The 17357-nt window shown below is 65.3% G+C and carries 16 protein-coding genes; 7 read left to right on the top strand and 9 right to left on the bottom strand.

Going from position 1 to position 17357, the window contains the following annotated elements:
* Window positions 1-6: 6 nt before the first annotated feature.
* The gene (pedF, locus tag AC5W54_RS09285) at window positions 7-429 is read right to left on the bottom strand and encodes a cytochrome c-550 PedF (protein ID WP_495961794.1); all 423 of its coding nucleotides are present in this window, start codon (window positions 427-429) and stop codon (window positions 7-9) included.
* Between the two features lie 380 nt (window positions 430-809).
* On the opposite strand from pedF, the gene AC5W54_RS09290 reads away from it, so the two are divergent.
* Window positions 810-2660: a PQQ-dependent methanol/ethanol family dehydrogenase gene (locus AC5W54_RS09290; protein WP_495961795.1), complete on the top strand. Its 1851-nt coding sequence runs from the start codon at window positions 810-812 to the stop codon at window positions 2658-2660.
* 58 nt (window positions 2661-2718) lie between these two features.
* Window positions 2719-3363 carry a pentapeptide repeat-containing protein gene (locus AC5W54_RS09295; RefSeq protein WP_495961796.1) on the top strand — a complete coding sequence of 215 codons (645 nt, stop codon included), beginning with the start codon at window positions 2719-2721 and terminating at the stop codon, window positions 3361-3363.
* Between the two features lie 5 nt (window positions 3364-3368).
* On the opposite strand, the gene AC5W54_RS09300 is transcribed toward AC5W54_RS09295, so the two are convergent.
* A complete protein-coding gene (locus tag AC5W54_RS09300; protein ID WP_495961797.1) occupies window positions 3369-4025 on the bottom strand; it encodes a response regulator in 657 nt (218 codons plus the stop codon).
* A gap of 16 nt (window positions 4026-4041) precedes the next feature.
* On the bottom strand, window positions 4042-5244 hold the full coding sequence (locus AC5W54_RS09305) for a sensor histidine kinase (RefSeq protein ID WP_495961798.1): 1203 nt from the start codon (window positions 5242-5244) through the stop codon (window positions 4042-4044).
* Between the two features lie 156 nt (window positions 5245-5400).
* Here AC5W54_RS09305 and AC5W54_RS09310 point away from each other — a divergent pair, with 156 nt between their 5' ends.
* The 4 genes from AC5W54_RS09310 to AC5W54_RS09325 are packed head-to-tail and all read left to right on the top strand — an operon-like array spanning window position 5401 to window position 9158.
* Window positions 5401-6573, top strand: coding sequence for an ABC transporter substrate-binding protein (locus tag AC5W54_RS09310; protein ID WP_495961799.1), 1173 nt, complete (start codon window positions 5401-5403; stop codon window positions 6571-6573).
* Between the two features lie 49 nt (window positions 6574-6622).
* Window positions 6623-7591 carry a YVTN family beta-propeller repeat protein gene (locus AC5W54_RS09315; protein WP_495961800.1) on the top strand — a complete coding sequence of 323 codons (969 nt, stop codon included), beginning with the start codon at window positions 6623-6625 and terminating at the stop codon, window positions 7589-7591.
* The gene (locus AC5W54_RS09320) at window positions 7588-8373 is read left to right on the top strand and encodes an ABC transporter ATP-binding protein (protein ID WP_495961801.1); all 786 of its coding nucleotides are present in this window, start codon (window positions 7588-7590) and stop codon (window positions 8371-8373) included. Before AC5W54_RS09315 ends, AC5W54_RS09320 begins: the two co-directional genes overlap by 4 nt.
* Window positions 8370-9158: an ABC transporter permease gene (locus tag AC5W54_RS09325; protein WP_495961802.1), complete on the top strand. Its 789-nt coding sequence runs from the start codon at window positions 8370-8372 to the stop codon at window positions 9156-9158. The genes AC5W54_RS09320 and AC5W54_RS09325 overlap by 4 nt, the downstream gene beginning before the upstream one ends.
* A gap of 518 nt (window positions 9159-9676) precedes the next feature.
* On the opposite strand, the gene AC5W54_RS09330 is transcribed toward AC5W54_RS09325, so the two are convergent.
* From AC5W54_RS09330 to AC5W54_RS09340, 3 genes are read right to left on the bottom strand one after another with little or no spacing between them, the layout of a single operon-like run.
* A complete protein-coding gene (locus tag AC5W54_RS09330) occupies window positions 9677-10339 on the bottom strand; it encodes an ABC transporter ATP-binding protein (protein ID WP_495961803.1) in 663 nt (220 codons plus the stop codon).
* Complete coding sequence (locus AC5W54_RS09335; RefSeq protein ID WP_495961804.1) at window positions 10332-11093, bottom strand: ABC transporter permease; 762 nt, start codon at window positions 11091-11093, stop codon at window positions 10332-10334. The genes AC5W54_RS09330 and AC5W54_RS09335 overlap by 8 nt, the downstream gene beginning before the upstream one ends.
* Complete coding sequence (locus AC5W54_RS09340; protein ID WP_495961805.1) at window positions 11090-12115, bottom strand: ABC transporter substrate-binding protein; 1026 nt, start codon at window positions 12113-12115, stop codon at window positions 11090-11092. The genes AC5W54_RS09335 and AC5W54_RS09340 overlap by 4 nt, the downstream gene beginning before the upstream one ends.
* 222 nt (window positions 12116-12337) lie before the next feature.
* Here AC5W54_RS09340 and AC5W54_RS09345 point away from each other — a divergent pair, with 222 nt between their 5' ends.
* On the top strand, window positions 12338-13006 hold the full coding sequence (locus tag AC5W54_RS09345) for a response regulator (protein WP_495961806.1): 669 nt from the start codon (window positions 12338-12340) through the stop codon (window positions 13004-13006).
* Between the two features lie 4 nt (window positions 13007-13010).
* Here AC5W54_RS09345 and AC5W54_RS09350 read toward each other — a convergent pair whose 3' ends face one another.
* The 3 genes from AC5W54_RS09350 to AC5W54_RS09360 all read right to left on the bottom strand — a co-directional run.
* Entirely contained in the window at window positions 13011-15596 is a 2586-nt protein-coding gene (locus AC5W54_RS09350) for a hybrid sensor histidine kinase/response regulator (RefSeq protein ID WP_495961807.1), read from the bottom strand.
* Window positions 15571-16758, bottom strand: coding sequence for a nitric oxide-sensing protein NosP (gene nosP, locus AC5W54_RS09355; protein WP_495961808.1), 1188 nt, complete (start codon window positions 16756-16758; stop codon window positions 15571-15573). Before nosP ends, AC5W54_RS09350 begins: the two co-directional genes overlap by 26 nt.
* A 193-nt stretch (window positions 16759-16951) precedes the next feature.
* Window positions 16952-17357: SPASM domain-containing protein (locus AC5W54_RS09360; protein ID WP_495961809.1), on the bottom strand; the 406-nt coding region annotated here is incomplete at its 5' end.

Consider the following 17357-nt stretch of genomic DNA (forward strand, 5'->3'; position numbering starts at 1 on the left):
GTGGCGTCACTCCTTGACCGACTCGACATACGTCTTGATTGCCCAGATAGCATTCTGGTCAAGGTTGCTCTTGAAGGATGGCATTCCCCGGTCGGTCCCGTTCAGCACACGACCAATAAAATATTCGTCATCCCACTCTTCGAGTTCGCGCAAGTCCGGCGTCAGCCCCCCCGACTGCGCCTGGATACCATGGCAGCCGGCACAGTTCCCGGAGTACCCTCTCTCCCCGACCTTGATCGCCTCATCATGATAGTCATCGTGCTCGTTACCGGTGCGGAAGGGGTTCTCCGTCAACGGCTCGGAACCCAGCACGGGAAGGCTCCCGGTATCGACTTCCTGAGGTGTCACGTCGCCATGGCCCATGACCAGTGCCGCCCACCCCAACAGGCCGGCCGCAACACATGTTTTGAGAGGGAAGGGAGCTGTCATACCGATTACCTCTGTTGGATGCTCGTGGTCCGAACCGCCACTGTCGAGAGTGGGTGGTCGGCAATGTGATCCAAGTCTAGCCCCCCCCTAACCCACCCCGAATGCCACTTTCGAGCCTTCACCCCCGTTCCTTGGTAGTAGCCACGAGGAAGAGGCGCCAAAGCAGGACGTCAGCCATCAACATCGGAAAAGCTGAAAGAATACAAGCCATAGGCAAGCCGGCGGGCACTTCTCCCGAGTTCTACTGGTTTTTTCCCGGGTCTACAGTGCGATATTCCGTCGCCTGGCGGATTCTCCAGTGCTGATACTTCATCCCCAGCGCACCGCAGGAAAGCCCGCACCGGTTGCGCTTGTCACTTCAGACATGAAGGGGAAACACCATGAAAACAAGCAGAACGCAACGCCCCCTGGTTCAAGGCATCGCCCTTGCCTTGCTCATGGGGTCGGCCGCTGGTCTGGTGGCGAACGCCCATGCCAAGGCCGTCACCTGGGAAGACATAGAGAACGATGCCCAGACGACCGAGAACGTACTCGGCTATGGCATCGGTCCCAAGGCGCAGCGCTACAGCCCGATGACCTTGATCAACAAGGAGAACGTTGAACGCCTGGTTCCGGCCTACACGTTCTCGTTCGGCGACGAGAAGCAGCGCGGCCAGGAAACCCAGGCACTGGTGCACGATGGCGTCGTGTATGTAACGGGTTCCTACTCCCGCCTGTTCGCACTGGACGCTCGTACCGGCAAGAAGATCTGGGACTACAGTCACCGCTTGCCGGAAGGCATACGCCCCTGCTGCGACGTAGTGAACCGCGGTGCCGCCATCTTCGGCGACAAGGTGTTCTTCGGCACCCTGGATGCCGGCATCGTGGCCCTCGACAAGGACACCGGTGACGTCGTGTGGCGCGAGAAGTTTGGTGACCATGAGGCGGGCTATACCATGACCGGCGCCCCCACCCTGGTCAAGGATCAGGAGACCGGCAAGGTGCTGCTGATTCATGGTTCTTCCGGTGATGAATTCGGCATCGTCGGAAAGCTCTTTGCCCGTGACCCGGATACCGGCGAAGAAGTCTGGATGCGTCCTTTCGTGGAGGGGCACTACGGACGGCTGAACGGCGAGCAGAGCACGCCCACCGGCGACCCTGACGCCCCGACCTGGCCCGACGACCCCACGACCGAGACCGGCAAGGTGGAAGCCTGGAGCCACGGTGGTGGTGCTCCTTGGCAAAGCGCCAGCTTCGATGTGGAAACCAACACCATCATCATTGGCGCCGGCAACCCGGCCCCCTGGAACACCTGGAAGCGCACCTCGCCGGGTGGCAACCCGCAGGACTACGACAACCTCTATACATCCGGCCAGGTTGGCGTCGATCCCACCACCGGCGAGGTGAAGTGGTTCTACCAGCATACCCCGAACGATGCCTGGGATTTCTCAGGCAACAACGAACTGGTGCTGTTCGAGTATGACGAAGGCGGCGAGACCATCAAGGCAACCGCCCATGCCGACCGTAACGGTTTCTTTTATGTGGTCAACCGCGAGAATGGCGAGTTCCTCAAGGGCTTCCCGTTTGTGGACAACATCACCTGGGCCACGCATATCGACTCGGAGACCGGTCGGCCTGTCGAGGTCGAAGGGCAGCGCCCCCCTCCCTTGAAACCCGGCGAAAGCAAGGGGGAATCCATCGAGGTCTCCCCGCCCTTCCTCGGTGGCAAGAACTGGAACCCCATGGCCTACAGCCAGGATACCGGCCTGTTCTATATTCCGGCCAACCACTGGATGGAGGACTACTGGACCGAAGAGGTGACCTACAACAAGGGCTCCGCCTATCTGGGCCAGGGCTTCCGTATCAAGCGTATGTATGACGATCATGTCGGTACCCTACGGGCTCTGGACCCGCTGACCGGCGAGGTCGCCTGGGAACACAAGGAGCCGCTGCCGCTATGGGCGGGTGTGCTGGCAACCAAGGGGGGGCTGGTATTCACCGGTACCGGTGACGGCTACTTCAAGGCCTTCGATGCCGACACCGGCGAGGAACTCTGGTCGTTCCAGACCGGCTCCGGGATCATCTCCTCCCCCATCACCTGGGAAATGGACGGAGAGCAGTACATCGGCGTGGCCTCAGGCTACGGTGGCGCGGTCCCGCTGTGGGGAGGCGACATGGCGGAGCTGACCCGCCCCATCTCCCAGGGCGGTTCGTTCTGGGCCTTCAAGCTGCCGAGTTGGGCAGCGGAATGACGTGACTCCCCACTTGACCCGGCCCCGCCGGGTCTTCTTGCTTCGCCGGAGAACCACCATGAAACATACCGTGTTCGCTTGTCTGCTCGCTGGCTCGCTCGGCGCGCTCCCTGCCGTCGGTGATGCCCCGGACGACACCATCAATGGTTGCGTGCTCGAGCCGGGTGCCGATTGCCGGGGCCTCGACCTGCGGGGCGCCGATCTCGCCAACCGCGACCTCCACGGCATCGACCTCTCCGGGGCCGATCTCAGCGGCGCCATCCTGCGCCATGCGAACCTTCGGGAAGCCAACCTGAGGGGCGCCACCCTGGTGGATGTGGCGGGCGCACGGGCGCGCCTGTTTCGGGCCACCCTTCAGGGCGCAAACGCGGCAGGCGCCAACTTCAGCGGGGCGGACGCCCGCTACCTGTTTGCCCAGGGGGCCGATCTGCGCGACTCGGACCTGACCGGCGCCGACTTCGAGTTTGCCCGCCTGTCCGGAGCGAACCTGCAGCGGGCCAATCTTCGCGCCGCCAATCTCGAGATCGCCTGGTTGCCGAAGGCGGACCTGGAAGGGGCCGACCTCACGGATGCCAACCTGCAGGAAGCCAAGCTGAATGCCGCCAATCTGGCGGAGGCCGACCTGAGCGGCGCGCGGATTCACTACGCGACCTTCGTGGGCACCTACATGGAGGGCTGCAATGCCTGCCCGTTCGACTGGTGACCCCGCTAGCCCGGCCGAGTGTCACGCCGCTGGCCGTAACGCACCAGGCCGGCATCGGCGGCCAGGTGAATCAGCTCGATGGTCGAGGTCACCTGGAGCTTGCTCTTCAACAGTGCCAGGTGGTTGGAGACGGTCTTGTTGCTGATGCACAACCGACGCGCAATCCCCGGGATGGCCTCGCCACGTGCATACATCAGCAGGACCTCCATTTCACGCTGGGTCATGTCGCGCAGGCGCTGATCCACCGGACGCTCCTGATTCATGGCCAGCCGGGTGGCGATGCGGTGTTCGATATAGGGCTGGCCCGCTCCCACCCGTCTGACGGCCTCGGCCAGTTCTTCCGGGGCACAGCTCTTGGAGACGAAACCCAGGCCGCCGATGTCGAGCGCCTGGCGGACCATGGGCAGCTCGTCGTGCATGGTGAAGAACAGGATGCGGGCACCGCGCCAGCGCCCGCGAATGCGTCGTGCCACTTCCAGCCCGGAAATGTCCGGCAGTCCCATGTCCAGCAGAAGCACGTCGGGCAGTACATCGACATAGCCGGACAGGGCCGCCTGGCCGCAGTCCGCTTCTGCTACCGTCAACCCCGGCAGCAGGTTGCGCAGCAGGTTGGCGATGCCCTGGCGCACCACCAGGTGATCGTCAACGATCAGGATCTTCATGGTCACCTCCTGCTCGTCACAGCGGAATGGTCAAGCTGACGTGTACGCCCCGCCCGGGTTCGCTGCTGAACGCGACCGTGCCTCCCAGGCAGCGCGCTCGTTCACGCATCGAACGTATGCCGAGGCCGATACGCTCCCCCAGGACCAGGCCGCCGCGACCGTTGTCGGAAACGGCCACCTGCAGGCCCTGCGCGACACGCCCGACCGCCAGCGTGGCCTGAGTGGCCTCGGCATGGCGCGAGATGTTGTTCAGCGCTTCCTGCAGGAAGCGATAGAGGTGGGTCTGGTCCTCTCCCACCAGGTCCGGCAGGCTCTCGTCCAGCACCAGCTCGCAACGCAACCCGCTGAGTTGCTGCCACTGCTCCACCAGGTGCTGAATGGCGGATCCCAACCCCAGTTGCTCCATGACCAGGAGGTGGAGATCCTGAAGGAGGCCGCGGAAATGGGCGTGCACCGTCTCGCAATGCACTGCCAACTGGCGTGCCTGCTCCCGTTGCGCCTCGCTCAGGTCCGGTTCGTGGACCCAGCTTCTGGCCTGCGCACGGATTCCGGTCAGATACTGCCCCAGGTCATCGTGCAAGGTTCGGGCGATATGGGCCCGTTCCCTGTCCTGGAGTTGCAACAACTCGTTCAGCAGGCGAGCCACCGTCTGCTGTTCTATCTCGAGCGCCGCCGCCATCGCATTGAACCGCATCGCGAACTGGTCCAGCTCAAGGGTGGCTTGACGCGGCAAGCGCGCCGCCAGTCGACCGGCCGCCAGGGCCTCCATCGCCTCCCCCAGCGAACGCAGCGGATGGACGCCACGCCGAACCGCCCAGAACAGCGCAACGAAGCACATCAGCATCCCGACGCCGTAGGCGGACGAAATCAACACGAAGCCTTCCCATATCTCTTCCACTTCATCGCCAGGGTCGATCACCCAGCCTTCCACCCTCGGCAACGGGCCCTTCTCCACCAGCAGCCGGGAAAAAAATTCCGGCGCCTCGTTTGCCGAGGCGCCCCTGCCGAGTGGACTTTCCGGGAGCATATGGCGAACCGCCGCCACCACGCCCGGCTCGAGCCGGTCGGGGTGGCCGATGGCACGTGCAATTATCGTCGCAGCTTCCCGTTCGCGCAGGACATCATGACGCCCCTGCTGGATAAACAGAAATATCCCGACACTATATACACCGATGAACACCGCCAACATCAGCAGCGCGATCCGCGCATAGGCACTCATTTTCCACCCCTCTAACTGGTGATGAAACCCATGCTATCGACACACTGATCGATCGGAATAGTACTTTAGTACACACGCATTGCTACTTTCTGAATATTTCCGTGCTTTCCCCCTCACTCTAAACTCTCTGCAATAACGACAACTCTCGAGACTGCCATGTTCACCTCTCAAAAACTCCTCATGGCCATGTTATTTGTCGGCTGGATGTCGATGCCATTGGCCGCCATGGGGATGGATATCCGCATCGGTTATATCCAGTGGGTACCGGACCAGGGACCCGTCCTTTCCAATGTCACCCCGGAGCCGGAAGACGCTGGCCTGCGTGGCGCCGAACTGGCCATCGAGGACAACAACACCACCGGCCGATTCCTGGAGCATCTTTACACCTTGACGTCACGGGTGGTGGACTCCGAGGACCGGGCACAGGAAGCCATCGAGCAAATGCTGGAAGAAGGGATCACTCTGTTCGTGCTGCGGGTTCCGGCCGACACGCTGGCCACCATGGCGAACAGGACGACGGGTAAAGCGCTGCTGTTCAATGCCGGGGCGAGGGACGATGAACTGCGCACAACGACGTGCCATTCCAATGTCATGCACACCCAGCCCAGCTACGCGATGCTCACGGATGGTCTTGCCCAGTGGCTCAACCTGCGGCGCTGGAAGAAGGTGTTCATGATCACCGGTCCGACCGACAGTGACCTTGCCTGGGCAGAGGCCTTTCGCCGCGCCGCCACACGCTTCGGCTTGACAATCGTTGACGACAAACCCTGGACCTTCGACGCCGATCTGCGACGCACGGCGTCACAGGAATTGCCTCTGTTCACCCAATCGGACGACTACGATGTCGTGCTGGTGGCCGATGTACGGGGAGACTTCGGTGAATACGTTCCCTTCAATACCTGGCTGCCCCGGCCGGTGGTAGGCACGCAGGGCATGTCGCCGGAGGCCTGGCACCGGGTCGTGGAAAGCTGGGGAGCCGCCCAGCTGCAGAACCGCTTCCGAGACCTGGCCGGGCGTGACATGAACGGTAATGACTATGCCGCCTGGGCCGGCGTGCGATCCCTGGGCACCGCCGTGACCCGGCTCGATGCCGCGGAGTCCGGTGCGATTCGCGACTTCCTGCTCTCCGATGATTTTCAACTGGCCGCCTTCAAGGGCCGCAAGCTCAGCTATCGCCCGTGGAACGGTCAGCTTCGCCAACCGATTCCACTGGTTCACCCCCAGGGTCTCGTTGCCACCGCTCCGTTCGAAGGCTTCCTTCACCCGGTAACCGATCTCGACTCCCTGGGATATGACGAGGCGGAAAGCGACTGCCGCATCGACTCCTAGCCGGCCAGTGATCTCCCATTGCTGCATGAACAACCGAAGGAAAACTCACATGAAGAATATTCTCCGTAGTTCTGTGCTGGCGACCCTGATGGGACTCTCGGCTCCCGCTCTGGCCAGCCTGGCCTACGTGTCCAACGAAAAGGACAACAGCATCTCCGTGATCGACATCGACTCCCTGGAAGTGGTCGAGACGATCCCGGTCGGCCAGCGCCCCCGAGGCATCCTGCTCTCCAAGGACCATACCAGGCTTTATATCTGCGCCAGCGACGATGACACCGTGCAGATCATGGATCTGGAAACCCGCAAGATCATCGATACCCTGCCGTCGGGTGAAGACCCCGAACAGTTCGCCTTGCATCCCAACGATCGTTGGCTGTTCATCGCCAACGAAGACGATGCCATCGTGACCGTAGTGGACGTTCAGACGAAGGATGTTCTGGCGCAGATCGACGTTGGCATTGAGCCGGAAGGCATGGCAGTCAGCCCGGACGGAAAATGGGCAGTCAACACGAGTGAAACCTCCAGCATGCTGCACTGGATCGACACCGAAAGCTTCGAGATCAAGAAGAACATGGTGGTCGGCCAGCGCCCCCGTCACGTCGAGTTCAGCCGCGACGGCAAGATTGCCTGGGCCTCCGCGGAAATCGGCGGCACGGTCCACATCATCGATGTGGATGAGCTGGAAGAGATCGCGACGCTGGACTTCAGGATTCGTGGCGTCAATCAGGACAAGGTGCAGCCGGTCGGCATCGCGCTGACCTCCGACGGTCGCTATGCGTTCGTGGCACTGGGGCCCGCCAACCATGTGGCGGTCGTCGACGCCCAGAGCTACGAGATCCTCGACTACCTGCTGGTGGGGCGGCGGGTGTGGCAACTGGCACTGACCGAGGACGAGAGCCAGTTGCTGACCACCAATGGCGTCAGCGGAGACGTGTCCGTGATCGATGTCGACAGCCTCCAGGTCACCCGGTCCATCGCGGTCGGCCGCTATCCCTGGGGCGTGGTCGTGGCGCCATGAATAGCGTCGCTCGCCCCACGGGTGTGCCCGGCCCGATGCTCGAGGTCGCCGGTGTCAGCCATTGCTACGGGGCCCACCAGGCGCTCGAGCGGGTGGATGTCTGCCTGGCACGGGGCGGCTTCCACGCCCTGCTCGGCCCCAACGGGGCCGGCAAGAGCACCCTGATCGCCCTGGTCACCGGGCTGCTGCGGGGCCAGGCCGGCGAGATCCGCGTCGCCGGTCATCCACTGTCGCGGCGGCCGCGCGATGCACGGCGACACCTCGGCGTCGTCTTCCAGCAGCCGACCCTGGATCTCGATCTGAGCGTCCGTCAGAACCTGCTCTACCATGCGTCGCTGCATGGGCTGGGGCGACGCCAGGCTCGCGAGTGCTGCGACCGCGAGCTGGCCCGTCAACATCTCGAGGCGCGTGCCGACGACAAGGTGCGGCTGCTCAACGGCGGCCACCGACGCCGCCTGGAAATCGCCCGGGCGCTGCTGCACGAGCCGGCACTGCTGATCCTCGACGAGGCCAGCGCGGGGCTCGATACCGCCAGCCGCCAGGCGCTCAACGAGCATGTGCGCACCCTGTGCCGGGAACGCGGCATGACGGTCCTGTGGACGACCCACCTGCTCGACGAGATTGTGCCTTCGGATCACGTGGTGGTGCTGTGTGCCGGCCGGGTGATCGCCGACAGCCAGGCACAGGCGCTGTGTACCCATACCGGTACCCAGACGCTGCAGGAGGCCTTCCATCGTCTTACCGCCACGTCCGGCGGTACCGTCAGGGAGGGGGCATCATGAACGCTGGCGCCTACCTGCACTGCTTCGTGGGGGTCAGCGGTCGCGAGTGGCGACGCTTCGTCCAGCAGCGTACGCGCTTCTTCAGCGCCCTGGTACGCCCCCTGCTGTGGTTGGTGGTCTTCGCTGCCGGCTTTCGCGCCGTGCTGGGCATCTCGATCATGGCGCCTTACGGCACCTACATCGTCTACGAGGTCTACATTACCCCGGGGCTGTGCTGCATGATCCTGCTGTTCAACGGCATGCAGGGCTCGCTGTCGATGGTCTACGACCGCGAGATGGGCAGCATGAAAGTACTGCTGATGAGTCCGCTGTCACGCCCCTTCCTGCTGCTGTGCAAGGTCCTGGCGATCTCGCTGGTGTCGGTGGTCCAGGTCTATGCCTTCCTCGCCATCGCCTGGTGGTACGGCATCCGGCCGCCGACGCTGGGGCTGATCACGGCCCTGCCGGCACTGCTGCTGGTCGCGCTGATGCTCAGCACCCTGGGGCTGGTACTGGCCAATGCCATTCGCCAGCTGGAGAACTTCGCCGGGGTGATGAACTTCGTGATCTTCCCGCTGTTCTTCCTCTCCTCGGCGCTCTACCCCTTGTGGAAGATGCAGGAGGCGGGGCCCTGGCTGTACTGGCTGAGCGCCTACAACCCCTTCACCCACGGGGTGGAACTGGTGCGCTTTGCGCTCTATGCGCAACTGGCGGCTGGCCCGCTGCTGTGGTGCCTGGGGCTGACCGGGCTGTTCGGCCTGATCGCGGCCGCGACCTTCCATCTGCAGCGCGGGCAGGGCCTCTGACCGACGTCCCTGCCGGTCCTGGCGCCCGCCTGTGTTGCCGCAGTGCCGATCATGACACTCACCAGTCGTGTTGCGCCGGACCGTTACCGCCGAACGACTGATCCATCACAAGAAGTCCGGCGTCTGGCGATGGTCAAGAAGGAAGCGATACCCCGCGGGCATCCCTCCATCGGCATGGGCCCTAAGTACCTGTCAATCGCGACCATCGGCATATATCGGTGCCTGGCCCGATCCGCCTAGTCTTCTCCCATGGCCCCGTTCCCTCCGTTGCGGCTGCTGGCCGCCGGGGATGACTCCACCGAGAGGAGTTCCTGTCATGTCCCGATTCCCCCTCACCAGCACTCCGGCCAGAGCCGCCATGCTGGCACGCTGCATGTTCGGCAACGACAGCGCCACAGACGACGGCACCCGACAGGACGACACCGGTCTCGGGTCCCTCGACCCCAAGGACACGGAGACCGCTGCTACCGGCCCCGTCATCGGCACCGCGGATCCGGCAGAAGGCGAGCCGGGGGGCGTCAGACCACATCGTCCTCGCGACGGTGCAACATCCGGGTAATACCCGCAACGTCACCGCCACTCATCAGCCGCTCATCGCACCGCAGCCGGGCCGGCTGGCCATCGAGGTACCAGATCCGGTTGGCCAGCTCCCCGGCATCGTGGATGTCGTGGGTGACGCAGATCATCGCCATGCGCGGGCGCGCTTCCAGCAGCCCGCCGATGAGCCTGCGCAGGGACTGTGCCCGCTGGGGATCGAGCGACGCGAAGGGTTCGTCGAGCAGCAGCAGGTCCGGCTTGACGGCCAGGCAGCGTGCCAGGGCCGCGCGACGCGCCATGCCCAGCGACAGCTGATCCGGCAGGTGATTCCCACACCCGGCGAGCCCCACCTGGGCCAATAGCGGCTCCACCTCGTGCGACCGCACACCCACCAGCCTCAGGTTCTGGCGCAGGGTGCGCCACGGCAGCAGCCGATGCTCCTGGAAGAGGTAGCCGATCCGCAGGTTCGGGAGCCGTCTCACCTCGCCGGCAGGGATCGACTTGTCCAGCCCGACGATGGCATTGAGCAGGGTCGTCTTGCCGATGCCCGAGGGCCCCAGCAGACAGATGCGGTCGCCCTCGGCGACATGGGCGACGATATCGCCCAACACGGGCCGGCGGGACTCGATACGCAGTTCAAGCATGGTGCTCCCCCACGCTCCGCCAGCGCGAGGCGCGCCGCTCCATGGGCTGCAGCACGGCCAGCTCGATCACCTGCACCACGGCGATGAACGCCAGGCTGTAGGCCAGGATGCCGGCCACATCGAACACCTGAAATGCCATATGGAGCTGGAAGCCGATGCCGTCAGAGCGGCCCAGCAGCTCCACCACCAGAACGATCTTCCAGATCAGCGCCAGCCCGCCCCGGGTCGCCGCCATCAGGTAGGGAAACAGCTGCGGGGTCCACACATGCGCCAGGCGCTGCCAGCGGGTGAAATGGTACACCTCGGCCATCTGCTCCAGCCGATGGTCCAGGCTACGCGCCCCCTCGCGCACGGTCACGGCCACATTGGGCACCTTGTTGATCACCACCGCCAGCACCGCCGCCGCTTCCACCAGGCCAATCCAGACATAGAGCAGGATGATGGTGACCAGGGCCGGCAGATTGAGGAACAGCACCAGCAGCGGATCGAGCAGCGCATTGATCAGCGGCGAGCGGCCCATCCACACACCGATCAGCGTGCCCAGCGCCATGGCCAGCGCGAAGCTGAGCATGACCCGGCGCAGCGTCACCCCCAGGTGGTGCTGCAGCTCACCGGCCTGTACTTCTCCCCACAGGGTCTCGAGCACGGCCAGGGGCGTGGGCAGCAGGGGGGAATCCAGCATCCCGGCCACCACCGCCCAGGCCAGCAGCGCCGCCGGCAGGGCGACCCAGTGGGTCCAGGGCGCGACCCTCATGGCCCCTCCCCTTCGGCATCGGCCCGATAGAACAGCCGGTCGGGCATCACCCGGTCCGGCGCGGCGCCGGTCAGCGTCAACAGCGTCTGCAGGTCGGCGATGCGCCGGTCATCCAGCGGTGCCGGTATGCCGGCGACAAAGCCCTCGCGCAGCGCCTCGAAGTCGGCCTCGTCTTCCACCCGCATCAGTGAGCGGATCGCCGTCCAGTGCGACGGCTCCTCGGCCAAATGCCGCTTGGCCTCGGCCAGGGTCTCGGCGAAACGATCGAGCAGGTCGCGGTGCTCGCGCCCCCACGCCTCGCGAAATACGTAGCCCAGCACCGGCAGGTCCCGATCCAGCGACAGGGCATCGAGCAGGTCCGCCATCTTGAACGCCGTGCGGGCGTCACCCGCCGCCCTGAGCCTGGCGGCGAAATGCCAGTAGGTGACCAGCACGTCGATCCTGCCCCGCCGCAGGGCCTCGTTGAGCAGCGGCGGGGCCGCATAGCTGACATCGGCTTCCCGTTCCAGGTCCAGGCCCCGGTCGGCCGCCACTCGTTTCAACAACACCCAGCCCTTGCTGTCGGGCCCGCCGGCCACGCCGATTCGCCTGCCCCGCAGGTCGACGATGGAGTCGATGCCGGAATCCTCGGCTACCAGGATTTCGCCAATCGAGGAGGAAAACGGCAGATAGAGGTAAGGCTCACCCTGCTCATGGCGAGCCTGTGCCCACAGCAGATCGACGACGGCGCCCTGCACGTCGCCACTGGAAACGGCGATGTGCGAGGCCGGCAAATGGGGTACCAGCCGCACCTCCAGTTCGAACCCCGCCTGCCGATCCAACCCCTGACGTCGGATATGATCCAGCTCCCAGTGAGCCGTGCCGAACTGCAACACACTCAGCCTCAGCACCGGCATCTCACCCGCGATGGCCAGGGGACCCGAGAACACCATGCCGCCTGCCCCCACCCACAGGGCAACGAGGAATCGGCACCATGCCAACCAGGAAGCACGATGCCGTGGCGAGGGAGTGTGTCGGTTCATGTCTTCACGATAACGAAGGGCATTCATCCGCCAGAATAGTACTTTGGTGCCTCTCCACAGAGACAATGGTGGCATTCCCACCGGCGCACGACATGTCGTTCAATGAACGGCATCACGACAACGAATCGAGGCGCCGCCCCCATGCTGAATGCCCACGGGAGAGGTCGTGATGAATCACCTGGCCCATACTTCGATAACAACGACGACAATCAGGCCTCTGCCATGTACAAACTGCTGATCGCCGACGATCACCCGCTCTTCCGCGAGGCCATCGGCCGCGTCATCCGCGATGGCTTCACCGATGCCGAGATCCTCGAGACCGAGGATCTCGATTCGACCCTGGCCCTGGCGCAGCAGCACGACGACCTCGACCTGATCCTGCTCGACCTCAACATGCCGGGCGTGCACGGCCTGTCCGGGCTGATCCAGCTGCGCAACGAGGCGCCGACCATCCCGGTGGTGATCATTTCCGCCGAGGAGGAGAAACAGGTGATCCTGCAGGCGGTGACCTACGGCGCGGTGGGCTTCATCACCAAGTCGTCGCCCCGTGAGCAGATGACCCAGGCCATCGCCCAGATCCTCGACGGCAACATCTACCTGCCGTCGGATATCATCCGCGCCAGTGGCACCTCACGGCGCAGCGCCTCCCGCGACGAGCATGCCATCACGGCGCAGCAGCTCGAGACGCTGACCCGCAAGCAGCTGCAGGTCCTCGAGCACATGACCCGCGGCGAGTCGAACAAGATGATCGCCTACCATCTCGATATCGCCGAGACCACGGTCAAGGCCCATGTCTCGGCGATCCTGCGCAAGCTCGGGGTGCACAACCGGGTCCAGGCGATCCTCTCGGCGAGCGATATCGACTTCAGCGCCTATCTCCGCAAGCACTGAGTGCCTAATCCGAGAGGCGCCCCGTGACCAGCCGCGACAGTGCCATGCGCAGCTTGAGCGGCTTGACCGGCTTGTGCAGCAGCGCATAGCCCAGCTCGCGCATGCGCTGCTTGAGCTCAACGCTGTGATTCGCGGTAATCGCCATTACCGGCAACGGCGCCCGCCGCCGGGTATTGAGTCGCTCGGCGAGCGCCAGGCCGGTATCGCCGTCGTCGAGGTGATAGTCGACGATCAGCGCATCGACGGGGGCCGTGGCCACTGCCACCTGGGCGGCCAGTGACGCTTCGCTGTCGGCCACCACGACCCGACATCCCCAGCGCGTCAACAGCACGCGCATGGCCTCGCAGATATCGGCATCGTTGTCGACCACCCAGATCCGCCGCCCCTCCAGCACGCTCTCTCCTACCGCCGTCTTCGGCGCCTGGGAAAGCTGGCTGCGCGGCGCCAGCTCGCCGTAGGGAAGCCGCACGCTGAACAGCGAACCACGCCCGGCGACCGAGGTCACCGCGAGCGGATGTTCGAGCATGCGCGAGATCTTGTCGGCGATCGCCAGGCCCAGCCCCAGGCCGCGATCCTGGCGCCGGCCGGCGGCATGGGAACGGCGAAACTCCTGGAAGATCACCCCCAGTTCCTCGGTGGCAATCCCCATGCCGGTATCGCCGACCATGACCTCCAGGCCGTCGGCACGCCGCCGGCAACCCAGCAGGATGCGCCCCTCGCCGGTATAGCGAATGGCGTTGGTGAGGAAGTTGCGCACCACCCGGGTCAATAGCTGGATATCGCTGCGCACCACCACACGGCTCGGCACGTAGTGCAGGTCCAGCCCTTCGCTGGCCGCCACCTGGCGATACTCGCGGGCCAGGCCGTCGAGCAGGTCGGCCACCGGGAAGGCGTCGACGTCCGGGGTCACCACCCCGGCATCGAGCTTGGAGATGTCGACCAGGGTGCCGAGCAGGGTCTCGACGTCCTTCAGCGAACGCCCGATCTGCTCGATCAATTCTTGGCTGCCCGGCGCCGCGTCCTGTTCGCTCAAGGCGCCGGTGAACAGCCGAGCGGCGTTGAGCGGCTGCAGCAGATCGTGACTGACCGCGGCCAGGAACTTGGTCTTCGACAGGTTGGCCGCCTCGGCCTCGGCCTTGGCCTCGCGCAGGCGCTGTTCCGCGGCGGCACGCTCGGCGATCTCCTCGCGCAACTGGCCATTGACCTGGGTCAGCTCGGCGGTACGCTCGCGCACCCGTTGCTCCAGGTTCTGGTAGGCCTGGTGCAGGGCCTCGGCGGTACGCCGCCGTTCGGTGATGTCGCGGATCAGCACGAACAGGCCGATCACCTCGCCCTCGCTGTCGTAGTGCGGCACATAGGCGCGCAGCAGCACCCGGTGCTCGCCACTGGCGCTCTGCTCCGGGAACTCGAAGGAGACGCTCTCCCCGGCCAGGGCCCGGTCGAGGTAGGGACGCAGCCGGGCACAATGCTCGGCGCTGTGCAGGGCCTCCAGTTCGCCGCCCAGCAGCAGGTCGCGGGGCCAGCCGTACCACTCTTCGTAGACACGGTTGGTGAAGACATAGCGCAGATCGCGGTCGAGGTAGGCGATCATCGCCGGCAGTTCGTCGGTGATGGTGCGAATCCAGTGTTCGCGTTCACGCAGGGTCTCGGTGTGACGAATACGCTCGGTGACGTCGGTATAGGTCAACACCTGACCACCGCCGGGCATGGCGTGCCCGCGCACCTCCACCACCCGGCCGTCGGCGAGCCGACGCTCGCAGGCTGCGGTCACCCCATGGGCATCCTCGGCGGCGATCAATTCGCTGCGGTGACACAGCGCCGCCAGGTCATGCGGCACCCCGAGTGCCTCGAGCCCGGTCAGGTCGCGAAAGCGCTGGTTACACATCTCCAGCATGCCATCGGCGGTGACCACCGCCACCCCCTGGGAGAGGCTGTCCACGGTGGCCTGCAGCAGCCGCGTCTTCTGGGCCAGGGCATGCTCGCGACGGGCATGCTCCTGGCGCTTGAGCGCGGTGATATCGACATAGAGGATCACCCGGCCGCCGCCCCGGGTGGGGCGCTGGTGCACCTGGACCCAGCGATCGTCGTGCAAGCGGTAGACGGTGCGCCGATCGCGGTGCCCCAGTTGCTCGCTGATCACCAGCCCCGAGCTCAACGCCATGCGGCGCAGGTCCTCCAGGTGCATGCCTTGGCGGATGCGGATCCCCGCCGGTCGCCAGAACTCGGCGAAGCGGCTGTTGAAGCGCTGGATGCGCTGGTCGGCATCGAACAGCACGAAGGCGTCGGTAATGCTCTCGATGGCATCGACCAGGTGCTGGCCGGCGGTCTCCGCCCGCTCGCGGGCCTCCGCCAGCAGGCGGTTGCTGGCCCGCAACTCGTGGGTGGTCTGGTTGAGCGCCTGGGTGCGCTCGCGCACCTGCTCGGCGAGCAGCACCGAGTGTTCGAAGGCAGCGTAGGGGGCGCTGCGCGGCAGGTTGCTGGCCTCGACGCGCTCGATCAGGGCGGCGTTGATGCGCTTGAGCTTGGCGATCTCGCGCTCGAGCTCCCGCTCGCGCTCGCTGGGATCAGCCACCGCGACGTGACTGGCCAATGACGACTCCCGTGAAGGTCTGGTTGAGGTGCATGCCATTGCACTGCTCTCCATAGGTGTTGAAGCCCACCACGCGATAGTCGCGCAGCAGTGCCGAGGCAGCCTCGCTCTTGCCGTCCGACTCGATCTCCAGGCGACGCAGGAAACAGTCACAGCCGATCACCAGCCGGGGCGGGCCCAGCCGTGCCACGATGCCGTCGAGGACCTCCCGCAGGTCGTCGAGGATCGGTGCGGCGCGCATGGCGGTCAACACGATGCCGTTCTCCACCGCGCAGTAGAAGCTCAGGCTGAGGTCCTCGTTGACCCGCTGGATCGAGCGCACATAGGCCTGGTCGTGCAGGCGCACCGCCAGCGGATGACGGGCGAAGGTCTCCTCGTCGAGCTCCTCGACCCGCCGTCCCACCAGCCGGGCGTACTCCTCGGCGGCGGGCTCGGCATTGAGCTCGATCACCCGGCGGTTCTCGCGATCGGCGGCGGTGACCACCAGCTTGTCGGCGAGCGGTCGCAGGTGGTGGGTGGTGAAGACCTCGAAGTCGAGCGCGGTATTGAGCATCACCACCACCGCGGCGCCGGTGCGGAAGCGGCCGTCGCCGTAGACATGGGTTCCGGCCAGGCGATTGTCGTCACCGGCACTGCCGCCGAAGTGAGGGATGCTGCCGAGCGCCGCATTCAACGTCGCCAGCACTCGCTCCTCGCTGGCCGACAGGCCGTCGAGCAGCGTCAGGGCGAAGGTATGGCCCTTGATCGGTGCGATACCCACCTGCCGGCATTGATCGAGCAGGCGGTCGGTCAGTTGTTGCGCGGCCAACAGCGAGAAATCGTCGAGATCGTCGATCACCGCGTAGTCGAGAGCGAAGTCGCGATGATCGAACCCGATGGCGGTGATGCCGCCGCGGCCATAGCCCTCATCGGTGATCTCGCCGGCGGTGGTGCAACCACACACTCGCACGCCACCGAAATGTTGCTCCAGCGCCAGACCCAGGGCCGCGAGATCGTACTCCGCCGAGCAGAAGAACAGCACCCCCCCGAGCCAGGGGTGCAGCAGGCTGCGCGCCAGGTCCTGGGCGGCCATGTCGGGGTCGCGGGACCGTGACTGGGCAATCAGCACGGCATCCTGGCGAGCGGCAGTGTCGGCAGTCGGTGTCGGAAGGTCGATGTCCATGAGCGGCTCTCGGCGAACGGAGGCGGGTTGACTCGAAGTATAGGAAGCCCCCCTCTCGCTGGATATGCCACTTGGGTGCCGTCCCTGGCCCCCGGTGCCCCTACCAAGGTAGTAGACGACCCCCGTGGCAGATCCCCGCAGGGTGGGCGAGAGAGTACGCGATTCCCCTGCCACTCGCCCTATGGCCGTCGCCTCACCCGCGACAGAACACCCGCGACTCGCGCGCGTTGCGCGGCGTCAGCGCTGTCAGCGGGCGGCTGTCGTCGGCGGCCTCGGCACGCGCGGCCTCGATCAGGGGATGGTCCGGCGACAGGTCGCACACCGGGTCGGCGGCGGCGGGATCGCCGGTCAGCAGGTAGGCCTGGCAGCGGCAGCCGCCGTGGTCCCGGTGGCGCTCGTCGCAGCTCCGGCACGGCTCGACCATCCAGGCCTCGCCGCGGTAGCGGTTGAAGGCGGCGCTGTCGTACCAGATCGCGCGCAGCGGCTGCTCGCGCACGTTGGGGAAGGCCATCGGCAGGAGCCGGGCACTGTGGCACGGCAGCACCGCGCCGTCGGGGGCCACGGTCATGAAGATCGATCCCCAGCCGCCCATGCAGGCC

It is taken from the genome of Halomonas sp. LMYGS-3 (assembly GCF_059509875.1).

Coding starts and splice junctions, on each gene's coding strand:
- AC5W54_RS09340 (WP_495961805.1), bottom strand. CDS start 12,115: ATGAACCGACACACTCCCTCGCCACGGCATCGTGCTTCCTGGTTGGCA.
- AC5W54_RS09345 (WP_495961806.1), top strand. CDS start 12,338: ATGTACAAACTGCTGATCGCCGACGATCACCCGCTCTTCCGCGAGGCC.
- AC5W54_RS09330 (WP_495961803.1), bottom strand. CDS start 10,339: ATGCTTGAACTGCGTATCGAGTCCCGCCGGCCCGTGTTGGGCGATATC.
- AC5W54_RS09300 (WP_495961797.1), bottom strand. CDS start 4,025: ATGAAGATCCTGATCGTTGACGATCACCTGGTGGTGCGCCAGGGCATC.
- AC5W54_RS09325 (WP_495961802.1), top strand. CDS start 8,370: ATGAACGCTGGCGCCTACCTGCACTGCTTCGTGGGGGTCAGCGGTCGC.
- pedF (WP_495961794.1), bottom strand. CDS start 429: ATGACAGCTCCCTTCCCTCTCAAAACATGTGTTGCGGCCGGCCTGTTG.
- AC5W54_RS09315 (WP_495961800.1), top strand. CDS start 6,623: ATGAAGAATATTCTCCGTAGTTCTGTGCTGGCGACCCTGATGGGACTC.
- AC5W54_RS09295 (WP_495961796.1), top strand. CDS start 2,719: ATGAAACATACCGTGTTCGCTTGTCTGCTCGCTGGCTCGCTCGGCGCG.
- AC5W54_RS09290 (WP_495961795.1), top strand. CDS start 810: ATGAAAACAAGCAGAACGCAACGCCCCCTGGTTCAAGGCATCGCCCTT.
- AC5W54_RS09305 (WP_495961798.1), bottom strand. CDS start 5,244: ATGAGTGCCTATGCGCGGATCGCGCTGCTGATGTTGGCGGTGTTCATC.
- AC5W54_RS09335 (WP_495961804.1), bottom strand. CDS start 11,093: ATGAGGGTCGCGCCCTGGACCCACTGGGTCGCCCTGCCGGCGGCGCTG.
- AC5W54_RS09310 (WP_495961799.1), top strand. CDS start 5,401: ATGTTCACCTCTCAAAAACTCCTCATGGCCATGTTATTTGTCGGCTGG.
- AC5W54_RS09320 (WP_495961801.1), top strand. CDS start 7,588: ATGAATAGCGTCGCTCGCCCCACGGGTGTGCCCGGCCCGATGCTCGAG.
- nosP (WP_495961808.1), bottom strand. CDS start 16,758: ATGGACATCGACCTTCCGACACCGACTGCCGACACTGCCGCTCGCCAG.